Source organism: Micromonospora sp. Llam0 (assembly GCF_003751085.1).
Classification (GTDB): domain Bacteria; phylum Actinomycetota; class Actinomycetes; order Mycobacteriales; family Micromonosporaceae; genus Micromonospora_E.
The window spans coordinates 1,133,676-1,154,756 of record NZ_RJJY01000001.1; the positions used below are offsets into that span (position 1 = coordinate 1,133,676).

The 21,081-nt window shown below is 70.6% G+C and carries 19 protein-coding genes; 8 read left to right on the forward strand and 11 right to left on the reverse strand.

The annotated features are described in order from the left end of the window. The first annotated feature begins 4 nt into the window (after window positions 1–4). Window positions 5–250 carry a ferredoxin gene (locus EDC02_RS05145; protein ID WP_123600956.1) on the forward strand — a complete coding sequence of 82 codons (246 nt, stop codon included), beginning with the start codon at window positions 5–7 and terminating at the stop codon, window positions 248–250. Between the two features lie 119 nt (window positions 251–369). Beyond that, window positions 370–1,272, forward strand: coding sequence for a DUF2726 domain-containing protein (locus EDC02_RS05150; RefSeq protein WP_233605748.1), 903 nt, complete (start codon window positions 370–372; stop codon window positions 1,270–1,272). Window positions 1,273–1,429: 157 nt separating this feature from the next. On the opposite strand, the gene EDC02_RS05155 is transcribed toward EDC02_RS05150, so the two are convergent. From EDC02_RS05155 to EDC02_RS05195, 9 genes are all read right to left on the reverse strand, one after another. Continuing rightward, window positions 1,430–1,774, reverse strand: coding sequence for an Lsr2 family protein (locus EDC02_RS05155; RefSeq protein ID WP_123600958.1), 345 nt, complete (start codon window positions 1,772–1,774; stop codon window positions 1,430–1,432). Window positions 1,775–2,300: 526 nt separating this feature from the next. Beyond that, on the reverse strand, window positions 2,301–2,849 hold the full coding sequence (locus EDC02_RS05160) for a DoxX family membrane protein (RefSeq protein ID WP_123600959.1): 549 nt from the start codon (window positions 2,847–2,849) through the stop codon (window positions 2,301–2,303). A 137-nt stretch (window positions 2,850–2,986) separates the two neighbouring features. After that, window positions 2,987–3,589, reverse strand: coding sequence for an ATP/GTP-binding protein (locus EDC02_RS05165; protein ID WP_123600960.1), 603 nt, complete (start codon window positions 3,587–3,589; stop codon window positions 2,987–2,989). Next, window positions 3,570–3,956, reverse strand: a complete 387-nt coding sequence (locus tag EDC02_RS05170; protein ID WP_123600961.1) for a DUF742 domain-containing protein — start codon at window positions 3,954–3,956, stop codon at window positions 3,570–3,572. Before EDC02_RS05170 ends, EDC02_RS05165 begins: the two co-directional genes overlap by 20 nt. 10 nt (window positions 3,957–3,966) lie before the next feature. Next, a complete protein-coding gene (locus tag EDC02_RS05175; protein WP_199757514.1) occupies window positions 3,967–4,383 on the reverse strand; it encodes a roadblock/LC7 domain-containing protein in 417 nt (138 codons plus the stop codon). A 39-nt stretch (window positions 4,384–4,422) separates the two neighbouring features. After that, complete coding sequence (locus EDC02_RS05180) at window positions 4,423–6,957, reverse strand: nitrate- and nitrite sensing domain-containing protein (protein ID WP_123600963.1); 2,535 nt, start codon at window positions 6,955–6,957, stop codon at window positions 4,423–4,425. A gap of 134 nt (window positions 6,958–7,091) precedes the next feature. Then, window positions 7,092–8,813 (reverse strand): prenyltransferase/squalene oxidase repeat-containing protein, encoded by a 1,722-nt coding sequence (locus EDC02_RS05185; protein WP_123600964.1) that lies wholly within the window; start codon window positions 8,811–8,813, stop codon window positions 7,092–7,094. Then, on the reverse strand, window positions 8,810–9,718 hold the full coding sequence (locus EDC02_RS05190; protein ID WP_123600965.1) for a terpene synthase family protein: 909 nt from the start codon (window positions 9,716–9,718) through the stop codon (window positions 8,810–8,812). Before EDC02_RS05190 ends, EDC02_RS05185 begins: the two co-directional genes overlap by 4 nt. After that, window positions 9,718–11,139: a cytochrome P450 gene (locus EDC02_RS05195; protein WP_123600966.1), complete on the reverse strand. Its 1,422-nt coding sequence runs from the start codon at window positions 11,137–11,139 to the stop codon at window positions 9,718–9,720. Before EDC02_RS05195 ends, EDC02_RS05190 begins: the two co-directional genes overlap by 1 nt. Window positions 11,140–11,372: 233 nt before the next feature. On the opposite strand from EDC02_RS05195, the gene EDC02_RS05200 reads away from it, so the two are divergent. After that, the gene (locus tag EDC02_RS05200) at window positions 11,373–13,478 is read left to right on the forward strand and encodes a sulfatase-like hydrolase/transferase (protein ID WP_123600967.1); all 2,106 of its coding nucleotides are present in this window, start codon (window positions 11,373–11,375) and stop codon (window positions 13,476–13,478) included. Window positions 13,479–13,695: 217 nt separating this feature from the next. Further along, entirely contained in the window at window positions 13,696–14,775 is a 1,080-nt protein-coding gene (locus EDC02_RS05205; RefSeq protein WP_123600968.1) for a polyprenyl synthetase family protein, read from the forward strand. Here EDC02_RS05205 and EDC02_RS05210 read toward each other — a convergent pair. Beyond that, window positions 14,740–16,089 (reverse strand): NAD(P)/FAD-dependent oxidoreductase, encoded by a 1,350-nt coding sequence (locus EDC02_RS05210; protein ID WP_123600969.1) that lies wholly within the window; start codon window positions 16,087–16,089, stop codon window positions 14,740–14,742. The two genes, EDC02_RS05205 and EDC02_RS05210, sit on opposite strands and share 36 nt — an antisense overlap. A 230-nt stretch (window positions 16,090–16,319) precedes the next feature. Here EDC02_RS05210 and EDC02_RS40720 point away from each other — a divergent pair, with 230 nt between their 5' ends. Beyond that, complete coding sequence (locus tag EDC02_RS40720; RefSeq protein WP_199757515.1) at window positions 16,320–16,496, forward strand: hypothetical protein; 177 nt, start codon at window positions 16,320–16,322, stop codon at window positions 16,494–16,496. 100 nt (window positions 16,497–16,596) lie between these two features. Here the strand turns inward: EDC02_RS40720 and EDC02_RS05215 are convergent, their stop codons facing one another. Next, complete coding sequence (locus EDC02_RS05215) at window positions 16,597–17,112, reverse strand: hypothetical protein (RefSeq protein WP_148083331.1); 516 nt, start codon at window positions 17,110–17,112, stop codon at window positions 16,597–16,599. Window positions 17,113–17,489: 377 nt separating this feature from the next. On the opposite strand from EDC02_RS05215, the gene EDC02_RS05220 reads away from it, so the two are divergent. The 3 genes from EDC02_RS05220 to EDC02_RS05230 are packed head-to-tail and all read left to right on the forward strand — an operon-like array spanning window position 17,490 to window position 21,077. Next, window positions 17,490–19,148: an ABC transporter substrate-binding protein gene (locus EDC02_RS05220; RefSeq protein WP_123600971.1), complete on the forward strand. Its 1,659-nt coding sequence runs from the start codon at window positions 17,490–17,492 to the stop codon at window positions 19,146–19,148. Window positions 19,149–19,170: 22 nt separating this feature from the next. Then, the gene (locus EDC02_RS05225; protein ID WP_123600972.1) at window positions 19,171–20,181 is read left to right on the forward strand and encodes an ABC transporter permease; all 1,011 of its coding nucleotides are present in this window, start codon (window positions 19,171–19,173) and stop codon (window positions 20,179–20,181) included. Beyond that, entirely contained in the window at window positions 20,181–21,077 is an 897-nt protein-coding gene (locus tag EDC02_RS05230; protein WP_123600973.1) for an ABC transporter permease, read from the forward strand. The genes EDC02_RS05225 and EDC02_RS05230 overlap by 1 nt, the downstream gene beginning before the upstream one ends. Window positions 21,078–21,081: the final 4 nt, after the last annotated feature.

The window sequence follows — 21,081 nt, forward strand, 5'->3', positions numbered from 1 at the left end:
ACAGGTGAACGATCCGCACGGTGCACGGCTGCAGATTGACTGGGCTCGCTGTGACGGTCGCGGTCTCTGCATCGAGTTGCTGCCCGAGTTGTTGACCCGTGACGACTGGGGCTTCCCGATCTCCCGGGACGGCAGTCGGGAGCCGGCGGTGCCTGCCGAGCTGCGCCGGCACGCCGACCGTGCGGTGGCGAACTGTCCAGAGCTCGCGTTGCGGCTGACATCCGCCGAGCCGGTGCGTCGGCGGCGCTGACCCCGTACGGTTGTCGCCGCGCTGACCGCGTACCGCCGCCGTCCGTCGCTGGCCGGCGGGCGTCTAGCATGGTCAGGCCTCGCCGGTCGCGGCGTGACGAGGAAGCCAAGGACACGACCTTGATCAACGACGACGGCGGCCGGGAGCCCTGGCTGCGCCCAATTCTCAGCTGCGCGGATCACGCTGCGGGCGTTCGACGCGGCGAGTTGTTCGACCGTGCCGGCTGTGTCATCGCGCCGGGCCGGCGGCTCGGGCAGCTGGTGGGTGGACGTCCGCCGGGCGTCACCACCCGGCAGTGGAGTGTGGCCACCCGGGCCCGGTTCGATTTCGTGGTCTGTGGCGCCGACGACTACCGTCCGGTCTTCGTGGTCGACTTCGTCGACCCCGCCGACCGGACCGCCGAGCAGCGACGCGACGAACGGATGACCGAGGCCGTATGTGAGGCGGTGGGCCTGGCGGTGCTGCGGGTCGAGTCGGCGGCGCTGACAGCGACCGGTCCGGGCCGGCGGGTGGTGGAGTACGTGCTCGACGCACGGACGTTCCAACAGAGCACGGCCGGGTTGCGGTCCGGCGAGATCGTCGGGGAGATCAGCTACCGGGACATCGTCGGCCGGTTGCCGGACGGTCGGACCGGCCAGGTCAACGATCTGGGCGCGGTGGCACGCGTCCGGGCGGTGGAGGCCTTCGTCAGCCGGCAGCTGTCCGATCCGCTCCTGCGTGGCCTGCACGTCGAGTGGAAGGACGGTGTCGCGGAGGGCTGGGCCTGGCTGACTGCCGGCGAGGGCGGGCTGCTGTTCGAAAGGGTACGGATCTGGCCGCAGCGGCTGCACTGCGGGATAGCGCCCGGACGATTCGCTGAGGACCTGGCGGCGGCGGCCGTCGGGGAGCGGTTGACCACCCTGGAGCTCGGTGAGCCGCAGTTGCGTAAGCGTCACGAGCTAGCTGGCGAGTTGCGTGCCTTGCTGTCCCGCCGTGCCGAGATGAGTGGTGAGTTCGCGTTCGACCATGTGTCGTTCGACTGATCGCGTGCCTCCCGGTCATCCGACCAGGAGGGCGGTGGCGCCGGCGGATGTCCGCCCTGCCGCTGGACGAAATCGTCCGGCGGCGCCGCCGGCGCCGATAACCTAGCTGCCCGAGTGACGCGTGGGCACCTCTGCCGGGAATGTACCCGACGGGTGGTCAGCCCTTGTGGTAGGCGGCGATCACGTTTGCCGGGATGCGGCCGCGTTCGGAGACCGGGTAGCCGTTCTTGGCCGCCCATTCGCGGATGGCGCGGTTCTGCTCGCGGTCGGAGCGGGCCGGCGCGGCCGAGTAGCTCCCGCGGCCGCCGCGACCGCCGGCGCTGCTGCGGCTCACCCGGGTGCCGGCGGCGATGTACGTGTCCAGGGCTTTGCGCAGCTTGCCGGCGTTCTTCTCGGACAGATCTATGGTGTAACTGACACCGTCCAGCGAGAACTCGACCGTCCGGTCGGCCTCGCTGCCGTCGAGGTCGTCGGTCAGCAGAGTAATGACTTTCTTGGCCACAGATGCTCACTCCTCGGGATACGGCCGTGTTCGGAATTGAGTCTGACGCATTGGCCATCGATTCCGCAACACTTCGGCCATTGTCGGTGGTCCGGCGGCCGGCGTTCGCCGGGTCCGGATCTCGTTCCGGACACCATTTGGCGCTGGCCAGGGGGGTGGCCGGTCGAGGAAAACCAGCATCCGGGCGCGGCGGTCAATGCCTGTCCCGGCGGGGTCACTGATCATCCGGTCTGTGGCACTGGGCGCCCACCGCCACGTGGGATGGCCCACAATCCATTACCGAACCGACGGCGGCTCTCTAGGATAGAGGAGCAGTGACGATCGCCTGGTTCAGGCGACGACCGCAGGAGCGGTGAGTGTCCGGTTCGGACGCTCGGTAGCTGCCGTTTGATGGACGTGGGTGCCGGCTGCGGTGATCACCGCAGCCGGCGCTCATGTACATTCCCTGCCGTCGAACTGCGCGGACAGCGGTCGGCCCCGCTGAGTGAACTCAGCGGGGCCGTGACGGTCGACTGACCCGGGCGGGTCAGCGGAGCCAGGCGTTGCGCCGTACCAGCGGCAGGTTTCGCCACCAGCCGGCCAGGCCGTACCGTAGGCCGGCGCCGGTCGCGGCCAGACCGAGCAGTACCAGGCCGTAGACCAGGTGGTCGTCCAGGAACGGGTTGGTGGCGATCGGCAGCGCCGCCAGCCACATCAGGGTCAGCAACAACGAGCCGGATACTGCGGCGACCCACATCCCGACGCCCAGGATCAACGCCACGCCGATGCCGAGCAGGCCGACCATGAACAACCAGTCGGCCCAGGCCTGACCGGCCATGCCGCTGAAAAATCCGCTGAACGGGCCCTCCACGTTGCTGAGGTACCCGGTGGTCGGGGATCCGCCGTTGATCCAGGCGCGCTCACTGGGGGTCGACTTGCCGAGGCCGGCGAGTTTGTCGAGGAAAGCCCAGAGAAAGACGAATCCGAGGGCCAGTCTGGTCACTGCCCAGACCACCTCGCCGAACCGGGCTGCGGCGGGCGTGGCGGCGGATCCCCTGTCGGTCGTGGCTGGTGCCGGGTGCGTGGTGCGTGCCATCTCGATCCCTCCCCTGTCGTTGATCGGTGTCGGTGTCCGGCGCTCTGTCCGACACGATAATTGTCAGGGTCTTCCCAGGCAGGGCGGCAGGGCCGGAAGTCCCGCCGGCCGGTGCCGGAGGTCGGTCGAGCCGGCGGCTATCCGACGGCGGCCGACCGGCGCGAGTGATCCCGGGCGTGTTCGAGTAGCTTCACCAGGACTTCCTTGCCGGACTTCCGTTGCCGGGCGTCGCAGAGCACCACCGGCACGTCCGGATCGAGGTTCAGCGCCAACTGGACCTCGCCGAGCGCGTACTGCCGGGCACCGTCGAAGCAGTTGACCGCGACGATGAACGGGGTGCCCCGTTGCTCGAAGTAGTCGATGGACGGAAAACAGTCGGCCAGCCGTCGGGTGTCGGCGAGAACCACCGCACCGAGCGCGCCCATCGCGAGTTCGTCCCAGACGAAGAGGAAGCGCTCCTGGCCGGGCGTGCCGAACAGGTAGAGAACCAGGTCTTCGCTGATGGTGATTCGGCCGAAGTCCATCGCCACCGTGGTGGTGGTCTTCTCCTCCACGCCGGAGACGTCGTCGACGGCGACCCCGACCTCGGTGAGCAGTTCTTCGGTGCGTAGTGGCCGGGTTTCGCTGACCGAGCCGACCAGGGTCGTCTTGCCCACCCCGAAACCGCCGGCGATGAGCACCTTCACCGCAGTCGGCGCGATCGGCCTGTTGCCGGCCGGATCAGAGCGCTCGTAGTCCATTGATAACCGCCTCGAATACGCTGTCGTCAGTCGGGTTCGACGCCGAACGGGGTTCCTGTACCTCGACCAGCGCGTGTTCGAGCAGGTCGCCGAGGAGGACCCGGACGGTGCCGAGGGGCAGATCCAGGTAGGCCGCGACTTCGGCCACCGACAGCGGCTCGCGGCAGCGGTCCAGGATCGCCAGGTGCTCGGGGCCGAGACCGGCTTCCCCCGGTGGGGTCCGTGGCCTGGCCAGCACCAACGAGATGAGGTCGAACCGGCCGCGGCGTGGCCGGGTGCGGCCGCCGGTCATGGCGTACGGCCGGACCACCGGCCCGGCGTGGTCGTCGATCCACCGGTCCTCACCGGATTCGTCGGACTGGCTCATCGTCGCCGGGTCACTTCTCTGTGTGGTTCTCGGCCGGGCGGGTGCGGGAGGCCAGGTACTTGCCGGCCCTGGTCACCAGCATCGCCATCTCGTAGGCGATCAGTCCCACGTCGGTCTCCTCGCTGGCCAGTACGGCGAGACAGGCACCGTGGCCGGCCGCCGTGACGAACAGGAACGAGGACTCCATCTCGATGATGGTCTGTCGGACCGGTCCACCGCGAAACCGTTTGCCGGCGCCGCGGGCGAGGCTCTGAATTCCGGCGGCCAGCGCCGCGAGGTGCTCGCCGTCGTCGCGTCCCAGGCCGGCCGAGGAGGCCATCAAAAGGCCGTCCACGGAAAGCACGATCGCATGCTCGGCCTGCTTGACCCGACCGACCAGATCGTCGAGCAACCAGGTGAGGTCCGCGATCGAGGCGGTCTGCTGCATCAGTGGTTCTCCTGTTCGTGCCAGCCCTAGCGCTGAGGCTCACGCCGATGGTGGGTTCCGGTCGTCGCTGACCGGTGCGGTGGCCGGTGACTGTCGTTGCGGCGCTGTCGCGGAATCCTCCGGCGGCGGCGCGTCAGGCAGTCGCGCCGCGTCCGACCGACCTTGTCTCGTCCCGCTCTGGTATGCGCTCATCATCCGCAGTACCTGCTCGGCCGGGCGGGCGGGCGGATCGGCCGGCCCGTCGTCCGGGTGCCTGTCCCGCTGGGACCTGTCGGGCGGGTTCGCGCCCGGTCCACCGGCGGACCCGGCGGCTGTGGAGCGTACCCGGACCGGTAGCCCGGACGGGGTGTACGTCGAGGTGTGCGGACCGGCTGTCGGGGCGGACCGGACCTGGTCAGACTCGGGCTCCACCGACCCGGCCGGACGATCCGCAGATGCCGCAGTCGGCAGTGCCGCACCTGTCGCCGTCGTCGGTGCGGTCGGCGGGTCGCCGTCCGGTGGCGGTACGGGCTCGGAGCGGGCGGTGGCGGCCACCTGGGCGACCGCCCGCACCGTGGAACGTCGCTCGGCGGCCCGACCCGGGCCGGTTGCGGCGGTCAGGGGCAGCGTCTCGGCGGCGTCGGACGCGGCGAGAGCAGCAGGCACCGCCGCTGGGAGCCGGCCGCTGGAGCGCAGATCCGGGTCGGTGGCTTCGTCGCCCGGCACCACCAGTTCCCGTGGGATCAGCACGACAGCGGTGGACCCGCCGTACGGCGACTCCTTCAGATGCACCCGGATGCCGGTGCGTTCGGTCAGCCGGCTGACCACGTACAGGCCGAGCCGGACGGTGCTGGACAACCGGAACTCCGGATGCTCGGTGATCCGTTCGTTTGCGGCGGCCCGCTCGTCGTCGCTCATGCCCAGCCCGCGGTCCTCGATCTCCACCACGTAGCCGTTGGCGACGAACTGCCCCTTGACCTGGACGGTGGTGTGCGGCGGGGAGAACGACAACGCGTTCTCGATGAGTTCGGCGAGTAGGTGGATCACGTCGGCGACGGCCCGGCCGGCCAACGAGACCTGCCCGATCGGAGCGACAGTCACCCGGGTGTAGTCCTCGACCTCGGCGATGGCGCCACGGACGACGTCCACCATCGGCACGTCGCGGCGCCAGGTCCGGCCGGGTGTCGAGCCGGAGAGCACGATCAGGTTCTCCGCGTTGCGCCGCATCCGGGTGGCCAGGTGGTCGACCCGGAAGAGCTCCTCCAGCTTGTCCGCGTCCTCCTCCCGGCGTTCCATCGAGTCGAGCAGGGTGAGCTGCCGGTGGACCAGCGCCTGGGTCCGGCGGGCCAGGCTGAGGAACACGTCGCGTACGCTGCGCCGCAGCTCGGCCTGTTCCACGGCGGTGCGGACGGCGGTTTCCTGCACCCGGTTGAACGCGCGGCCGACCTGCCCGATCTCGTCGTTGCCGAACTCCAGCGGCGGTGCCTCGGCCGCCACGTCGACCTCCTCGCCCCGGCCGAGCCGGTCGACCACGCCCGGCAGCCGCTCCTCGGCCAGCCGGTGCGCCGCGTCCCGGAGCCGTTCGAGTTGGGCGACGATCGCCCGTGCGGTGGTGATCGACATGATGATCGACGCGACGACCGCGAGCATGCCGAGACCGGCCGCGAGCAGCAGCCGGAGCAGCACCAGCAGCGCCACCGGCACGGCCCGGTCGACGAGGTCGTCGCCACCAGCCAGCACGATCGTGTGCAGATCGGACATGGTCGCGTCGGCCGCGGGCCGCCACTGCGCCTCGGTCAAGGGTGCCGACGAGGAGGACGGCCCGCTCGCGACGATCCGTTGCTGCGCGTCCCGGAAACGTTCGTAGCTGTCGCTGTCGACCAGTTCCGCGTACCGGGCCCGGTCCGGTTCCGGCAGGTTCACCACGGTGGCGTCGACGAGGAATTCCTGTGCGCCGACCAACTGCACGAACCGGGTGTGCTCGGCTGCGGTGAACCGCTCGGCGACGATCACCCCGGCGATCAGCGCATCCTGCTGGGCGACCAGTTCCTGGCTCCGGTTGAGATCGGTCAGGGTCGCCGTGTCGTCGGCGATGTCGCGTTCGTCGAGGTTGCCCAGCGCACCGAACAGTTGGAAGAACGCGGCGATCGTGTTGGTGTAGGCCCCGTGTGCGCTGCCCCGGTCGACTTCCCGTGCCTCGACGGCGTCGCGGGTGACGCGCAGCTCGGTCAGCCACCGTACGGTGTCGGTGACCTGTTGTTCCAGGTCGGCGCCGGCCGCGAGGTCCGCCCACCAGTGCTGGGCGGATGCCTGGAATTCGTCCGCGAGCCGTTCGTTCGCCTCGCGGAGCTCGACCAGTTCGCTACGGCGTTCGTCAGTCGGCCCGGCCAGGTATTCCATCGCCAGCCGTCGCTCGGACTGCAGCCCGAGCAGCAACGGCTCGCTCGGCTGGTAGATCTGGCTGTCATAGGTCTGCACCCACAACAAATTCAGGCCGTCGCGCAGGGTCACCCATGCGGCGAATGCCCACAGCGCGCTGAGTGACAGCAGCAGCGCGACAATCTTGGTACGCAGGTGAAATCCGCGTGACACCATTACACCGTCCCCGGCCTGACCTGCGAATGTCTTGTCATCTGCCTGCTACTCCTGGCCGTACATACGCGGACTGTGCCGCGCCTGTTCATGAGCGCATGGGCACGGCGCACGCTAGCAGCGTCGCGGTCCGGTGCTCAAGCGTGCCTGTTGGCGCCGGTGACGCGTGCCCGGTGAGCGAGTTTCCCGGCGGCCACGATCTCCGCCGCGACCACTGTGACCGGTTGGTAGAGATCCTTGTCGTGCCAGAGGGCCGGCCCCTGGTCGGCGGTGGACGGTACGAGATGGGCGGCGCCCCGACGGGCGGCCCGCAGCATCCGGTCGCTGGGCGGGTCGGTGGTGGCGAGCAGGGTCCGTACCGCGTACGCGGTCTCCTCGGCGGTGCCGTGCCAGCGCCCCCAGGAGCCGTCTGGCCGTTGGGTGCGCAGCACCCAGTCCACCGCCCGCAGTACGGCGGCAGCCGGCCGGGCCCCGGTGCCGGCGGCGGACAACGCCAACGCGCAGGCGGCGGTCGCGTAGTACGGCGAGGCGTGCCAGCGGTCCTGCCAGGAGCCGTCGGGCTGCTGCTGGTCGCACAGCCATGCGCTGATCGACCGGCGGAGTGCGTCCAGGTCGGCGGCGCGGCGTCCACCACCGAGCGCCAGGAGGGTGTCGAGGGCGTGCGCGTTGGTGGTCACCGAGGCGCCGTCCTCACCCGGCCAGGTGGCGATGTGGTCGCCGGCCCGGAAGTCGAGCAGCACCGCCGGATCGGCCGGCTGCCCGAGCAGCGCCAGACAGTGCAGGACCACGGCGGTGGTGTCGGCGTCCGGCGGCAGGCCTGCCCCGGTCGCCGCTCCGGCCGGGGTGAGCGCCGCACGCAGGGACCCTGGCAGTTCGGGCGGCACCAGCACGGCGACGTCGGCGCGTAGCAGAGTGGTCAGGACCCAGGCTCGCTCGAACACGGCGACCGGCGTGGCACACGGCACCGGGCCGTGGTGTTCGTGTACCACCGTTTCCAGGTAGCGGCGCGCGGGCGCCGGGTCGACCTCGGTGCGGACCGGGTCGATGGTGGTGAGCCAGGCCGCGGTGGCGGCGGGCGAACCGCCGACCGTACCGGCCGGTCGACCTGTCCCGGACCCCACGAGCGGGTGGGCCGGCACGGGCGCCACCGCTGGACGGCCCAGCGGTGCCGCCTGGTGGGCGAAGGTCTCGTACGCGTGCAGCAGCTTCGTCGGCACCGGCCGGCCACCGGCGGACAGCCGGCGCACCGAGTCCAGCCGGCCGGTGCCGAGTTCACCCCGCAGCCGTAGTGGGGCGTCGGCGGCCGGGTCGCTCGCTGGCGGGCCGGGGCGGCGTAGCCGTTGGTTGATCCGGTCGACCAGCGCCGGCACGATCAGGTCGGCGGCGGGGGTGTCGGGCAGTGTCCCGCCGGTCGTCGCGGCGAGGATCCGGTGCGCGGCGGTCAGCCCCCGCGCCGTCGCGGCGGGCAGCGGCGTGGTGGCCGGCAGCGGCGTGGTGGCGGACCGGAGCGTCGGTACGGCCGTGACGCCGAGCAGCGCCTCGACGGCGCTCAACGTCGGGACCAGCGCGTAGCCGCCCGGACCGCCCCAGCTGCCGTCCGGCTGCTGGCTGGCCAGCAGATGACGCACCCGGGCCCGGTGCCCGGTCAGCCAGGGGGCGAAACTGACCAGTCGGGCGGTCTCGTAGACGGAGACGTCGGTGCGGCCCCAGGGCTGACCGGGCAGCCGGTCCACGATCTCCTGCGCCGCCCGGTCCCAGCTGTCCGTGACGTGGCCGGCGTACCGTCGGGCACGGGCCGGGACCGGGCCGGTCGTGGCGGGTCCGCCACCGGGCGCGGCCCGGCTTCCGGTGACCGTCACAGCTCGCCCCAGAAGTCGGTGACCCGGTAGAAGCCGCTGGTGTACCCCAGCTGCCGGGACAGGTAGGCGGCCTGGTTGGGGCAGCGGATCTCCAACGGCCGCAGCAGGTCGCGGCACCGGTCGACCAGATGTCCGATCTGGTCCTCCACCACACCCCGGTCGGCGGTCAGCAGCAGCGCGTTGAGATCACCCCAGGCGGTGTCCCGCTTGATCGAGGCGAGGTCGTTGACCAGCCGGAGCACCCGCTGCACCTCCCGACTGACGGTGATCAGCTCGGTCAGGTGCGCCAGGGTCGGGCCGTCGCCGAGCCGCAGCCAGTGCGTCACGTTGACAAAGGTCGACCCGAAGTTGTCCGCGTTGTCGAGGTAGTCGGCGAAGGTCGGGCCGGCTTCCGCCGGGGCGGCGCGGCGGGCCGCCTTCCACCGCCATTCCCGGTGCATCGCGGTGAGCGTCCGGTCCAGTTCGGCCCACCAGCGGTCCCGCCGGGAGGCGAAGGCGGGTGCCTGGTCGAGTTCGGCGACGATGTCGGCGAGGAACCGGCCGAGTTCGTCGTCGGGTCCGGCCGCGGCGCCGTACGCCACCGCACGGCACCGGTCGACGAGGGCGACGATCTCGTCGTCGGTCGTCGCCCGGTAGTCGATCAACCAGTCGGCGGCGAACACCCACAGCGCGGTCCGGTTGGCCAGCCGTAGCTGCTCCGGGGTGCACCAGGGCGCGGCGAACGCGGTGGCCAGCGAGACTGCGGCGCTGACCGCCGGGTCGAACGGGCGGGCCGGGAACAGACCGGGGTAGGCCCGGGTGTGTTCGGTCAGGTCACGCTGACCGTGGATCGCGACAGCGCAGATCCGTCCGTTTTCGGCCGCGCTCTGCAGGTTCGCTGCGGCCGATGAGGACACCGTGTGCATCAGACCGTCCGGGAGAGGGCGGCCGGTTCGATCCGAACCCGTACCGGGGCGTCGGTCCGTACCGACGCCCCGGCCTGCGGCGTGGGTATCCGGCCGTCCGGCACCCGCACCCGGAACCGGCTCAGGATCGTGGCGACGATCAGCGACGCCTCCAGGTAGAACAGGTGCTGGCCGAGGCACTGATGCGGCCCGCCGCCGAACGGGAAGTGGGCGTACCGGTGCCGACGCCGTGCCGTCGTCGACGGATCGGTGCCGGTGTCGTCCGTCGCGTCGGGGTTGAACCGGTCGGGGTGGAACCGGTCCGGATCCGGCCAGACCGTGGGTAGCCGGTGGGTCAGGTACGGACTCGCTACCAGTTGCGCACCGGCCTCGATGCGGACGCCGTCGATCACGTCGTCGGCGTGCGCGGTACGGGGGATCAGCCAGGCCACCGGGTACAGCCGCAGCAGTTCGTCGAGCACCATCCGGGTGTAGCGCAGTCGTGGCAGGTGCTCGCGGCGGACCGGTCCGGCACCGACCACCTCGTCGATTTCCCGGTACAGCCGGTCGGCAACCGCCGGGTGCCGGTGCAGCAGCGGCCAGAGCCAGGTCAGTACGCCGTAGGTGGTTTCGGTGCTGGTGGCGAACATGGCCACCGTGTCGTTGCGAATCTGCGCCTCCTCGTACGCGCGGCCGTCGCGGGCGGCGGCGCGGACCAGGGTCCCGACGACATCGTCGGTGTCGTCGCCGTCGGCCCGGGCCTGCCGTACCACCGGCAGCACGATGTCGTCGATGGTCTGTACGGCCTGGCGGAACGCGCGGTCGCGGGGCAGCGGGACCGAGTTGGGTACAAACGGCAGGAGCAGCCTCGGCAGTACGGCGGTGGCGATGGTGTCCTGGGCCGCGGCGATCCGTAGGGCCTGATCGGTGGTGAACCGGTCGGCGAACATCACCCGGACGATGGCGCGGCAGACCAGCCGGGACAGTTCCTCGCCGATGTCGACGGTGCGTCCGTGGCGGGCCGCGTCGGCCAGCGGCCCGGTCGCGTCGGCGATCGCCGTGGCCAGGTCGTCGGTGAGGGCGTCCAGCCGTCGTGCGGTGAACAGCGGCTGCAGCGTACGGCGGCTGTCCGACCAGACCGGACCCTCGCTGAGGATGCCGTCGCCGAACAACCGCAGGATGGGCCGCCAGAGCAGGCCACGGCCGTCGCGTAGGTAGTTGGCCGCGTTGTCACGCAGCACGTGCGCCACCTGGGCGGGGTCACTGACCAGGTAGAGCCGGACCGGTCCGGCGGAGAGCCGGACGATGCCGCCGTCGGCGTCGGCGGCGAGCCCGACGAGGGTCCGCAGCGGGTCGCGGACCAGCCCGGGCAGGACGCGTAGCGCCGCGACCGGACGCATCGGGGCGGGAGAGGCACCCGGTCGGGGTGTCGGACCCGTCATGCGATCACCTGCACACGATCTCCGTTCCGCCACCTGACCGCAGGGTCCACCGGGTCGACTGGTGACTGATTGGAAGCAAAAGACAACGTTCGGCTGATCATGCCATGGTGATCACCGGCAATCTAGATTCATAGATGTTAAGTTCTCCTTTGGTTCGCGCGCCTTTCTGCACAACCAGCCGTACGGTCGTCTGCGCTGGCAGTCGACGCGGCCCGGTGTGGTATGAGTGCACGGTGACCCAGACGAAGCCCGGCGCCGGTGCCGACGACCCGAAGCCGGACTCCCGACGGGTGTCCGGCTGGTCCGCCCTGGTGGAGCTGATCGCACTCTGCGGGCTCGTGGTGGCCCAGCCGCTGCTCGACGTGATCGGTCGCAGCCCGGACTTCTTCTTTTTCCACGGTGCCGGACCGGCCGCCGTACTCACCCTGGTCGCGGTGATCGTGCTGGTTCCACCGGTGCTGTTGTGGGCTCTCGGCTGGTTGACCGGGCTGGCCGGGCCGGCGGTGCGGCGATGGACTCATCTGGTCGTACTCGGCGGTCTGACCGTGTTGCTCATGGTGCAGATCGGTAAGGCGTTGATCGATGTGCGGGGCCCGCTGCTGGTGGTGCTCGCCGCTGTCGTCGCCACGGTGCTGCTGGCCGGGTACGCCCGGTCGCCGGTCGCCCGGCAGGTGCTGCGGGTCGCCGCGGTCGGTCCGCTGGCGTTCGTGTCGCTGTTCGTCTTCGCCTCGCCGTCGTCGGCGGTGCTGCTCGGCCGGGAGACGTCCGGCGCGCCGGTGCGTAGCATCGGTCCCCACCCGCCGGTCGTCATGATCATCCTCGACGAGTTCCCGCTGATGTCGCTGCTCGACGAGCGGGGTGAGATCGACGCCGGGCTGGTGCCGAACTTCGCCCAGCTGGCCGCCGGCTCGACCTGGTACCGCAACGCCACCACGGTGAGCGGTAAGACCGTCAACGCGGTGCCGGCGATGCTGACCGGACGGTACCCGACCGGGGAGTTGACCCCGCACTACTCGCAGCACCCGGACAACCTGTTCACCCTGCTCGGACCGGCCTACCAGATCGAGGCCTGGGAGAACGTCACCCAGCTCTGCCCGCCGCAGCACTGCCGGGGACGTCCCGGGCAGGACCGGGGCAGCCTGCCGGTGATGCTGCGGGAAACCGCGGCACTGTACGGCCAGTTGATCTCACCGGACGATTCGCTGGACGATCCGGCGGCGAGTTTCCGCGAGCCGACGGTGGCCGACGACATCCGGGCCAACGACAAGTCCCCGGACGCCGGCCCGGAGTTCCGGATGAGCCGGCTGAAGGAGAACCAGCCGGCCCGGTTCACCGATTTCCTCGGTTCGTTGCAGCCCCGGGACACCCCGACGCTGCACTTCCTGCACCTGCTGATGCCCCACTCGCCGTGGACCTATCTGCCGAGTGGGATGCGGTACGACGGTCCGGGCGGGTTGCCGTACGACGGACCCTGGTGGGCCCGACTCACCCATCAGCGGCACCTGCAGCAGGTCGGCTACACCGACCTGCTGATCGGCGAGGCGTTGCGTACGTTGCGCGCGAACGGCCTCTACGACGACGCGCTGATCGTGGTGACCTCCGACCACGGGGGCAGCTTCAGCGAGGGGATCACCGGCCGGGAGATGGACGACCAGTTCACCGCCGCCGCCGAACTCGCCTGGGTGCCGCTGTTCGTCAAGGAGCCCGGCCAACAGGCCGGGCGGATCGACGACCGCAACTGGGAGCAGGTCGACCTGCTGCCGACCGTCGCCGACCACGCCGGGGTGCAGATGCCGTGGCGTACCGACGGCATCTCCGCGCTGCACGGCGAGCGGGAGACCACCGACAAGCGGTTCGACCCGCGACCGGGTGAGCCGGTGACGATCGACGGCCCGGCCCACTTCGCCGCCGTACGGGCGGGTTCCAGCGCCCGGCCGGTGTTCCCGCCGCTGCCGGCGGTGGACCTGATCGGCGCGGCGGTCGACGATCTGACGGTGGTCGGCACCGGCCCGCCGGCGACCGTGACGAATCTTTCCGAGTACCAGGACGTCCGGGCCGAGCGCGGCAAGATCCCGGCGCTGGTGCACGGCACCCTGCCGGAGTCGGTGCCGGTCGGCGCCCCGATCGCGGTCGCGCTGAACGGGCGGGTCGGCACCGTGGTCCAGACAGCCCGCGACGGTGCCGGTCAGCTCCGGTTCGTCGGCCTGATCCCGGACGAGCGGCTGTTCGTCGCCGGCGCCAACCGGTTGGAACTGTTCCTGGTGGTCGACCCCGATCCGGCCGGCGACGAGCCGACCGGATCGGCGTCGACCGTGCGGCGTCTGCCCACCACCGGCTGACCCGAGCTGCCAGCAATCACAAGACGTCTGAGCTACGGGTCAATATGTCGCGTGTCGTATTCCCGTTACGTCAAATCGTGTTGAGCTGGATCACGCCACCCGGCATCCTCATCATTTCGTGAGAACTTCCTCAAGTTTCGGGCGAATCGGTTTCGTAGTCTGCTCCTGCCGTCGAGGGACGGGGCCGCAGCGTCGACCAACCGAGGAGGAGCCCGCCGTGCGAGGAATCACGGATCCGCCACCGACGTACGAGGCGCTGTCAGCGCAGCGGGCGCACGTCGTCGAGCAGACGACCGCGTTCGTCGACGAGGTGTGCAAGGACAACCCGCAGCTCGCGGGTTCGGTGATCCGGCTGCTGGAGGCCGACTACAAGAACGTCAGCATTCATCGGCTGCTTCCGTTGCCGGTGCTCGGAGCCATCACCGGCGATCCCCTTCCCGCGGTGCCGGTCTGCGTCCTGGCACGGCTGTGGTGGACCGGTGCCGACATCTTCGACGACCTCAACGACGGTCATTTCGATGCCGAGCGGGTCGGCATGTCCCCGAACGAAGCCATGATCGCGAGTATCGCCTGCCTGACCCTGCTGCCATTGGCGTTGATCGCGCGGCAGGACCTGACGGCGGAGGTGCGGATGGCGTGGATCGGTCACCTCACCGACGGCAACCTTGATGCCGCCAACGGCCAACTGGCCGATATTTCCTCGGTCATCGACGCGGATTCCCTCACCGATGTGATGCGCAGCTATTCCGGCAAGTCCGGTTCCGCGTGTGGCCGGGACCTTGCGATGACCGCCCTCCTGGCGGGCGTCGACGCTGCGGCGGTGACCAGCTGGCGGGAGTTCGGACGCCGGTACGGTGTACTGCGGCAGTTGGCCAACGACCGTAGGTCGGTGCTGAAAGACGTCCGCGACGACGAGGATCTCGCCAACGGCACCCGGACACTGCTGCTCGCCCACGCGCTCGCCGGCGCGCCAGGCGACCACCAGGAACACATCCGCCGGCTGAGCGAGCGGGCCCGCCTCGACCTGGACGCCCGCACCGAACTGCGGGGCGAGCTGACGCGCACGGCCGTAGCCGAACGGTACGACTCGCACGTCACCGAACTGGGCCGGCACGCGAACCGGATGCTGTTCGACCTGGCCGCGCCGTCACCGTTCCGAGCGGCGGTCGAATGGATGGTCGACGTCTCGGTCGAGTCGGCCCTCATCGCGGTGGACTCGCCGACGGATGACCGGGCGCAGCGGGGTCCCCGACCGGCCCGGTCAGGCCGGCTCCTTCGTCGAGACCGCTGTGCGTAGCTGGCGCGCTGCGGCCAGGCCACTGCGTACGGCACCATCCAGGTAGGGCCCACCGAGGTAGTCGCCCGCGAACGCCAGGCCCGGCAGGGCCGGCTGCGCGTCGGTGAACTCCCGGGTACGACGGACGTGACCCACGTCGAAACGTGGCAGGGCGCGCTCCCACCGCTGCACGTTGCGCAGTTCGGCACCGCGCAGCCATTCGGCCGGGCCCAACACCTCGCGGATACGGCCGACCACCGCCTCTGCCAGGATGTCGTCGGGCCGGTCGGCGTGCCGATCGAAACCCTCGCCCGACAGGTACACGTGCACGAGCCTCTCCTCGTCCGCGCCGTCGGCCGGGGCGAGCCTGAGATAGGCGTTGACGGCCACGACCTCGGGCGCCTCGGCGGCGGGGAACAGCACGGAACCATCGGGAAAGGCCGCGCCGGCCGCCCTGACCGCGAATGTCAGTACGGCGGTGCGACCGTAGGAGATGGACCGGAGGTAGGCGAGGTCCGGCTCGGGCAGGTCCGGTATGATCGTCGCCGCCGCGCCCGCCGTGGTGGCACAGACGACCGCGGGCGCCCGGTACGTCGTGATCCCACCGCCGGTGTCGGCCTCGATGCTGAAGTCTCCCGAGGCCTTGCGCCTGATCCGCCGGACAGTGGTACCCGTTCGGACCTCCACCCCGGCGGCCAGTGCCTGCGGGAACCGGGCCAGGCCACCACGCATGCGACGGGAGGCACCGGCGGTCGCGTGGGCCTTGAGGATCGCCAGCAGGACCGGATAGCTCGTCGTCTCCGCGTCCCAGTAGAGCATGCCCCGCAGCAGCGGCCCGAACAGGTATTCGAGATTCTCGCTGCCGACCCGCCGACGTAGGAAGTCCGCGCAGGACATCACGTCCAGGTGGTCGGCGCGGGCCAGGTCGGCGATGTCGAGGGCCCGCCACCGGGCCGCGAGCCCGCCCGCGAAGCGGCACAGACGGAGCTTGGCCGACGCGCCGACGGCGCTGCCCGCCAGCAGCTTCGAGCCGGGGAGGATGGGGCGCAGCCTACCGTCGCGCACGACGTAGGTGCCCTGGTCGTGCTCGGACAGCTGCCCTGACACCCCGAGCTCATCCATCAGACGCAGCGTCGATACGTAGAAGGGCGTCACAAAGGCAGCCCCGGCCTCGATCACATGGCCGTCGACGGTCACACTCCGGACCCGCCCGCCGATCTGCTCGCCACCCTCCAGAACCAGCACCCGCTGGACGGACCGACGGAGATCGTGTGCCGCAGTCAGGCCTGCGACCCCACCGCCGACCACCACGACGTCGGCGGATGTTGCGTGCATCACCAGATGTCTCCCGTGTGAGTCCGTGTCGACCAGTGTGCACTGCCCGGTACGTCGGACACCGCAGTGTCGCCCGGCGACCGGCCTCTGTCGATGTCCAACCTATAGCGGGGCCAGCTCACCCGGGCGTTTGGGTGACCGCCGGTCATCGGGTCCGGGTCAGGCTTAGCGGAGCGGACTGCTGGGTATGTGTCTGCCGGGTGTCGACGCCCGACCGCAAGGAGGCGACCATGGTCGGCAGGATGATCAAGCGCTGGGCGGTCGTCGCGGTCGCCGTGCCGTTGGTGGCGGCCGGGGCGCGCAAGCTCAGCTCGGTGGTGGAGTCCCGTAGGGGCCCGTCGTCGCGTACCTCGAAGCTGCTGCGGCAGGCCGGGGACGCGCTGCACCGGAACAAGCGGCGCCGCTGACGGCGGTGAGCCGCGACAGGTTGCCCGGTCCGGAGCACGGTCGGGGTCCGCGCCACCGGACCGGGCAACCGCCTCTCAGATCGGGCAACCGCCTATCGGGTCAGGACGGGCAGTTGCCGGCCGCCCGGCGTTTCTCGATCGCGTCGGCGGCACCCGAGGCGTACTCGACCAGCACGCCGCCGCCCGGGTCGAACCGCCAGGTGTCCTGCTCCAACCGCAGTGAGCTGTTGCCCACGGTGTCGTCACGGCGCCAGGTCAGGTCGACGGCCGTCTCGTCGACCGGTGTGACCTCCTGCAGTTGGAACTCGACGCCGTCCTGCACCGGGCACGTCTCGTTGGTCTCGACGAACACGTCCTCCGGCACCGACTGCTGGGCCTCGGCGGTCCACAGCTGCCAGGCACCCGACCAGTCGCCGCCGGCGATCAGGTCGAACTCCTGCTGAGCGACGTCGAGTGCTTCGGCGACGTTGACCTGGATCGGCTCGCGGGTCTCGGTCGGCGTGTCGACGCCCGGGACCGACGGGGTGCCGGGGGACCCTGACGGGGGCGGGGTGCAGGCGGCGATGAGTGTCAGGGCGGCCACCCCGACGAGTACGCTCGCGGTAGAGCGGCGCATGACCGTTCCTCCTCTCGGTGCGCCTCCGGCAGGGGACGGCTTGGGAGCGCTACCAGAGGTCAATCTGGCAGCTTAGGCCCAGCATCAACTTTTGTCGATCACCTGCGGGTGGTCGGAGCGGTGCTGTGTATCAGGTGTGTGAAACCTTGTGAACAAGTTGCGCTGGTGGCCTCGGCCTTTTGGCTGCTCTACCCCGCCACATGCCGAGAAAGTCACGGTGAACTGGTTTCACCTCTTGTTCACGAACGTTCAGCCTGATAGAACACGGAGGTGGTGCGCCGTACTTCGCGGCCCGCTCGCCGCTCCACCCGCTACCTGAACGCACAGCTACCTGAATGCAAGGTCACCCTCGCCGTTCACGACGGAGGACTTCTCCCATGGCTGGTACCTCTCCGCGGGGCGGATCCGCCCCGCCCGCCCTCTCCCGCCGGTCGGTGCTCCAGCTCGGGGGCATCGGCGCGTTCCTGTTCGCCACCGGCGCCTGTGCCTCCGGCTCGGGCACCGACGGATCCGACGACGCCTCCCCGGGCGCCTCCGCCGACACCCTGCGGATCGCCGTCTCCAGCTACCTGAGCAGCTGGGACCAGGACTTCGTCGGCTTCGACCCGGTCGCGCTCATGCTGTACAAGAACGTCTTCCCGTACATGATCGACTACGGGGTGACCGAGGTCGACGGCTCCCGGATCCTCGACACCGAGAACGTCATGGCGACCTTCGCCGAGTCGTTCGAGCCGAACGCCGACCAGACCGTCTGGACCCTCAAGCTGCGCCAGGGCGTCACCTTCGCCAGCGGCAACGAGATGACCGCCGCCGACGTCAAGTGGTCCAAGGACCGGGCGTTCGCCGCCCAGGCCAACGTCGCCGGCATCTACCGGACCATCGGCCTGACCGAACCGGACCAGGTCACCGTGGTCGACGACTACACCGTCCAGTTCACCCAGGCGTTCCCCAGCGCGCTGACCCGGCAGATCCAGGCGATCTCGCTGTACGTCTTCGACTCCGAAGAGGCGAAGAAGCACGCCACCGACGCCGACCCGTGGGCCGCCGAGTGGTTCGCCAACAATGCCCCGACCGGCGGCTACTTCAACGTCGAGCGGGCCGTGCAGGGCCAGGAGATCGTGCTCGCCGCCAACGAGCAGTACCCCGGGCCGGACCCGGCGCAGACCAAGACCATCCGGATCTCCGTGGTCCCGGCCGCCGCCAACCAGCGACTCCAGCTGGAGGCCGGCGACATCGACGTGGCGTTGGGCATCGGCCAACGTGACATCGCGGATCTGAAGAACACCGACGGCGTCAAGGTCATCTCTGCGGCCAGCAACGAGCAGGTCGCCATCCAGATGTCGGTGACCACCGCGCCGTTCGACAACGTCGACGTCCGCAAGGCCCTCGCCCACGCGGTGCCGTACGACCAGATCATCAACAACGTGTACGGCGGCGACGCCCGCCCGACGAAGAGCCTGGTGCCGCTGGACATGCCCGGCTACGACGAGCGCGGCTACCCGTACGGCTACGACCCGGACGCCGCCCGCGCCGCGCTCGCCGCCGCCGGGGTCGACCAGATCAGCTCCGAGCTGGTCTACGCCACCGACAACGACACCCAGCAGCAGATCGCGGTCCTGGTGCAGAGCGAGGCCCGCAAGGTCGGCATCGAGCTGGAACTGGTCCCGCTGGACCCGGCCACCCTGGCCGAGCGGCGGCAGCAGAAGAACATCCCGCTGCAGATCACCGCCGGCCAGCTGTGGGTCAACGACGTCGAGTACATGCTGGCCACCAGCTTCGTCGAGGGCGCCAACCTCAACTACTCCAACTACGTGAACCCGGAGCTGGAGGAGATCTACGAGCGGTCGCACACCGTCGTCGACCCGGCCGAGCGCAACGAACTCTGGCTGCGGGTACAGGAGATCCTGGCCGCCGACGTGCCCTGGGTGATCCTCTGCCAGCCCAACTTCAACCTGCCGGTACGCGAGGCGGTCAGCGGCTGGGTCCAGCCCATGGACGGGCTGGCCCGGCTGCGCTACCTGAGCGCCTCGGCCTGACCGTCGGCGGCGACCACCCCTCATGCGCATCGCCCGCTTCGTCGCCCGCCGGCTGCTGCAGCTCGTACCGGTGCTGCTCGGCGTGGTCGTCGCGACCTTCGTCCTGGTCCGGGTGCTCCCCGGGGACCCGATCCGGACCATCCTCGGCCCCAACGCCACCGAGGCCGAGGCCGCCGCCGCCCGGGCCCGATTCGGACTGGACCAGCCACTGTGGAAACAGTTCCTGGACTACCTGGGCGGGCTGCTCACCGGCGACCTCGGCACGTCGATCCAGAGTGGCAACGCGGTCGCCGGTGAGCTGGCCCTGCGGGTCGGGCCCACCCTGCAACTGGTGGTGCTGGCGGTCGCCGTGGCGGTGCTCATCGCCGTGGTCGGCGGCATCTGGTCGGCGCGCCGCGCCGACCGGGCCGCCGACCACGGCATCCGGGTGCTGGCCCTGATCGGCAACTCGGTGCCGGAGTTCTGGCTCGGCCTGGTGCTGGTGCTGGTCGGCTACAGCATGCTCGGCTGGTTTCCGGCCCCCAGCGGCCGGGTCGACCCGGACACCAACCTCACCCCGATCACCGGCGCCGAGCTGATCGACGCCGCGCTGACCGCCAACGGACCGGCGTTCACCTCCGCGCTGGCCCACCTGGCGCTGCCGGTGGCCACCTTGGCGATCGTGGTGGTCGCCCCGCTGCTGCGCAGTGTGCGCGCCTCCGCGCTGGAGGTGCTGCACTCCGAGGCGTACACCGCCGCCGCCGCGCACGGGCTGCGCGACCGGCTGCTGCGCCGCGGCTACCTGGTGCGCTCCGCCCTGGTCCGGCTGCCGTCGCTGGCCGCCCTGGTCTTCGGCACCGCGATCGGGTCGACCGTGCTGATCGAGTACGTCTACTCGTGGCAGGGCTTCGGCCAGTGGGCGCTGCGCGGGCTGCTCTACCGCGACTTCCCGGTGGTGCAGGCCTCCGTACTGCTCATCGCGGTCTGCTACGTCCTCGTCTTCCTGATCGCCGACGTGGTGCACGCGATCCTCGACCCGAGAGTGAAGATCTGATGGTTGACCTGCGCGCGGCCGGCGGACCGGCGGACAGCGCCGACGACGCCGCCCCGGTGGTGGCCGCCGGCACCGCCCGGGGCGGCCGGTTCGCGACCGTACTGATCTCGGTCGGCGCGACGATCCTCGCGGTCGTGGCGCTGGCCGCGATCGCCGCACCGCTGCTGTCGTCGTGGGGCCCGCAGGAGATCGACCCGGCCGGCACCCTGCTGCCGCCCGGCGGCAGCCACCCGCTCGGCACCGACATCAACGGGATGGACGTGTGGAGCCGGCTGCTGCACGCCGGCCGGCTCGACCTGGGCATCGCGGTCGCCGCGGTCGCCCTCGCCGTGCTCGCCGGCACCACCCTCGGCCTGGTCGCCGGCTACTTCGGTGGCTGGGTCGACGACGTGCTGATGCGGCTGCTCGACATCTTCCAGGCGTTCCCCACCTTCATCCTGGCCCTCGCGGTGGCCGCCCTGCTCGGCGGCGGCACGGTCAACCTGATCCTGACCATCGCCCTGGTCAACGCCCCCGGCTACGCCCGGCTGGTGCGGGCCGAGGTCCGCTCGGTACGGGAACTGCCGTTCATCGACGCCGCGGTCACCTCCGGCGCGTCGCACCTCGGGGTGCTGTGGCGGCACGTGCTGCCGAACAGCCTCACCCCGGTACGGGTGATCGCCCCGCTCGGCTGCGGCTGGGCGATGCTCACCCTCGCCGGGCTGTCCTTCCTCGGGCTGGGCATCTCGGTACCGACCGCCGAATGGGGGTCGATGATCAGTCTCGGTTCGCCGGACGTGGTAGCCGGCCGCTGGTGGACTTCGGTGCCACCCGGCCTGTTCCTGCTGATCAGCGTGTTCGGCTTCAGCCTGCTCGGCGAAGGGCTGCAGGAACGCGCGGAAGCGAAACGGCGGTGACCGC

Excerpts from the sequence above, each read along its gene's own strand:
- EDC02_RS05160 (WP_123600959.1), bottom strand. The coding sequence starts at position 2,849 with ATGGCACGCACCACGCACCCGGCACCAGCCACGACCGACAGGGGATCC.
- EDC02_RS05165 (WP_123600960.1), bottom strand. The coding sequence starts at position 3,589 with ATGGACTACGAGCGCTCTGATCCGGCCGGCAACAGGCCGATCGCGCCG.
- EDC02_RS05170 (WP_123600961.1), bottom strand. The coding sequence starts at position 3,956 with ATGAGCCAGTCCGACGAATCCGGTGAGGACCGGTGGATCGACGACCAC.
- EDC02_RS05175 (WP_199757514.1), bottom strand. The coding sequence starts at position 4,383 with ATGCAGCAGACCGCCTCGATCGCGGACCTCACCTGGTTGCTCGACGAT.
- EDC02_RS05180 (WP_123600963.1), bottom strand. The coding sequence starts at position 6,957 with ATGGTGTCACGCGGATTTCACCTGCGTACCAAGATTGTCGCGCTGCTG.
- EDC02_RS05190 (WP_123600965.1), bottom strand. The coding sequence starts at position 9,718 with ATGCACACGGTGTCCTCATCGGCCGCAGCGAACCTGCAGAGCGCGGCC.
- EDC02_RS05195 (WP_123600966.1), bottom strand. The coding sequence starts at position 11,139 with ATGACGGGTCCGACACCCCGACCGGGTGCCTCTCCCGCCCCGATGCGT.
- EDC02_RS05210 (WP_123600969.1), bottom strand. The coding sequence starts at position 16,089 with ATGCACGCAACATCCGCCGACGTCGTGGTGGTCGGCGGTGGGGTCGCA.
- EDC02_RS40720 (WP_199757515.1), top strand. The coding sequence starts at position 16,320 with ATGGTCGGCAGGATGATCAAGCGCTGGGCGGTCGTCGCGGTCGCCGTG.
- EDC02_RS05215 (WP_148083331.1), bottom strand. The coding sequence starts at position 17,112 with ATGCGCCGCTCTACCGCGAGCGTACTCGTCGGGGTGGCCGCCCTGACA.
- EDC02_RS05220 (WP_123600971.1), top strand. The coding sequence starts at position 17,490 with ATGGCTGGTACCTCTCCGCGGGGCGGATCCGCCCCGCCCGCCCTCTCC.
- EDC02_RS05225 (WP_123600972.1), top strand. The coding sequence starts at position 19,171 with ATGCGCATCGCCCGCTTCGTCGCCCGCCGGCTGCTGCAGCTCGTACCG.
- EDC02_RS05230 (WP_123600973.1), top strand. The coding sequence starts at position 20,181 with ATGGTTGACCTGCGCGCGGCCGGCGGACCGGCGGACAGCGCCGACGAC.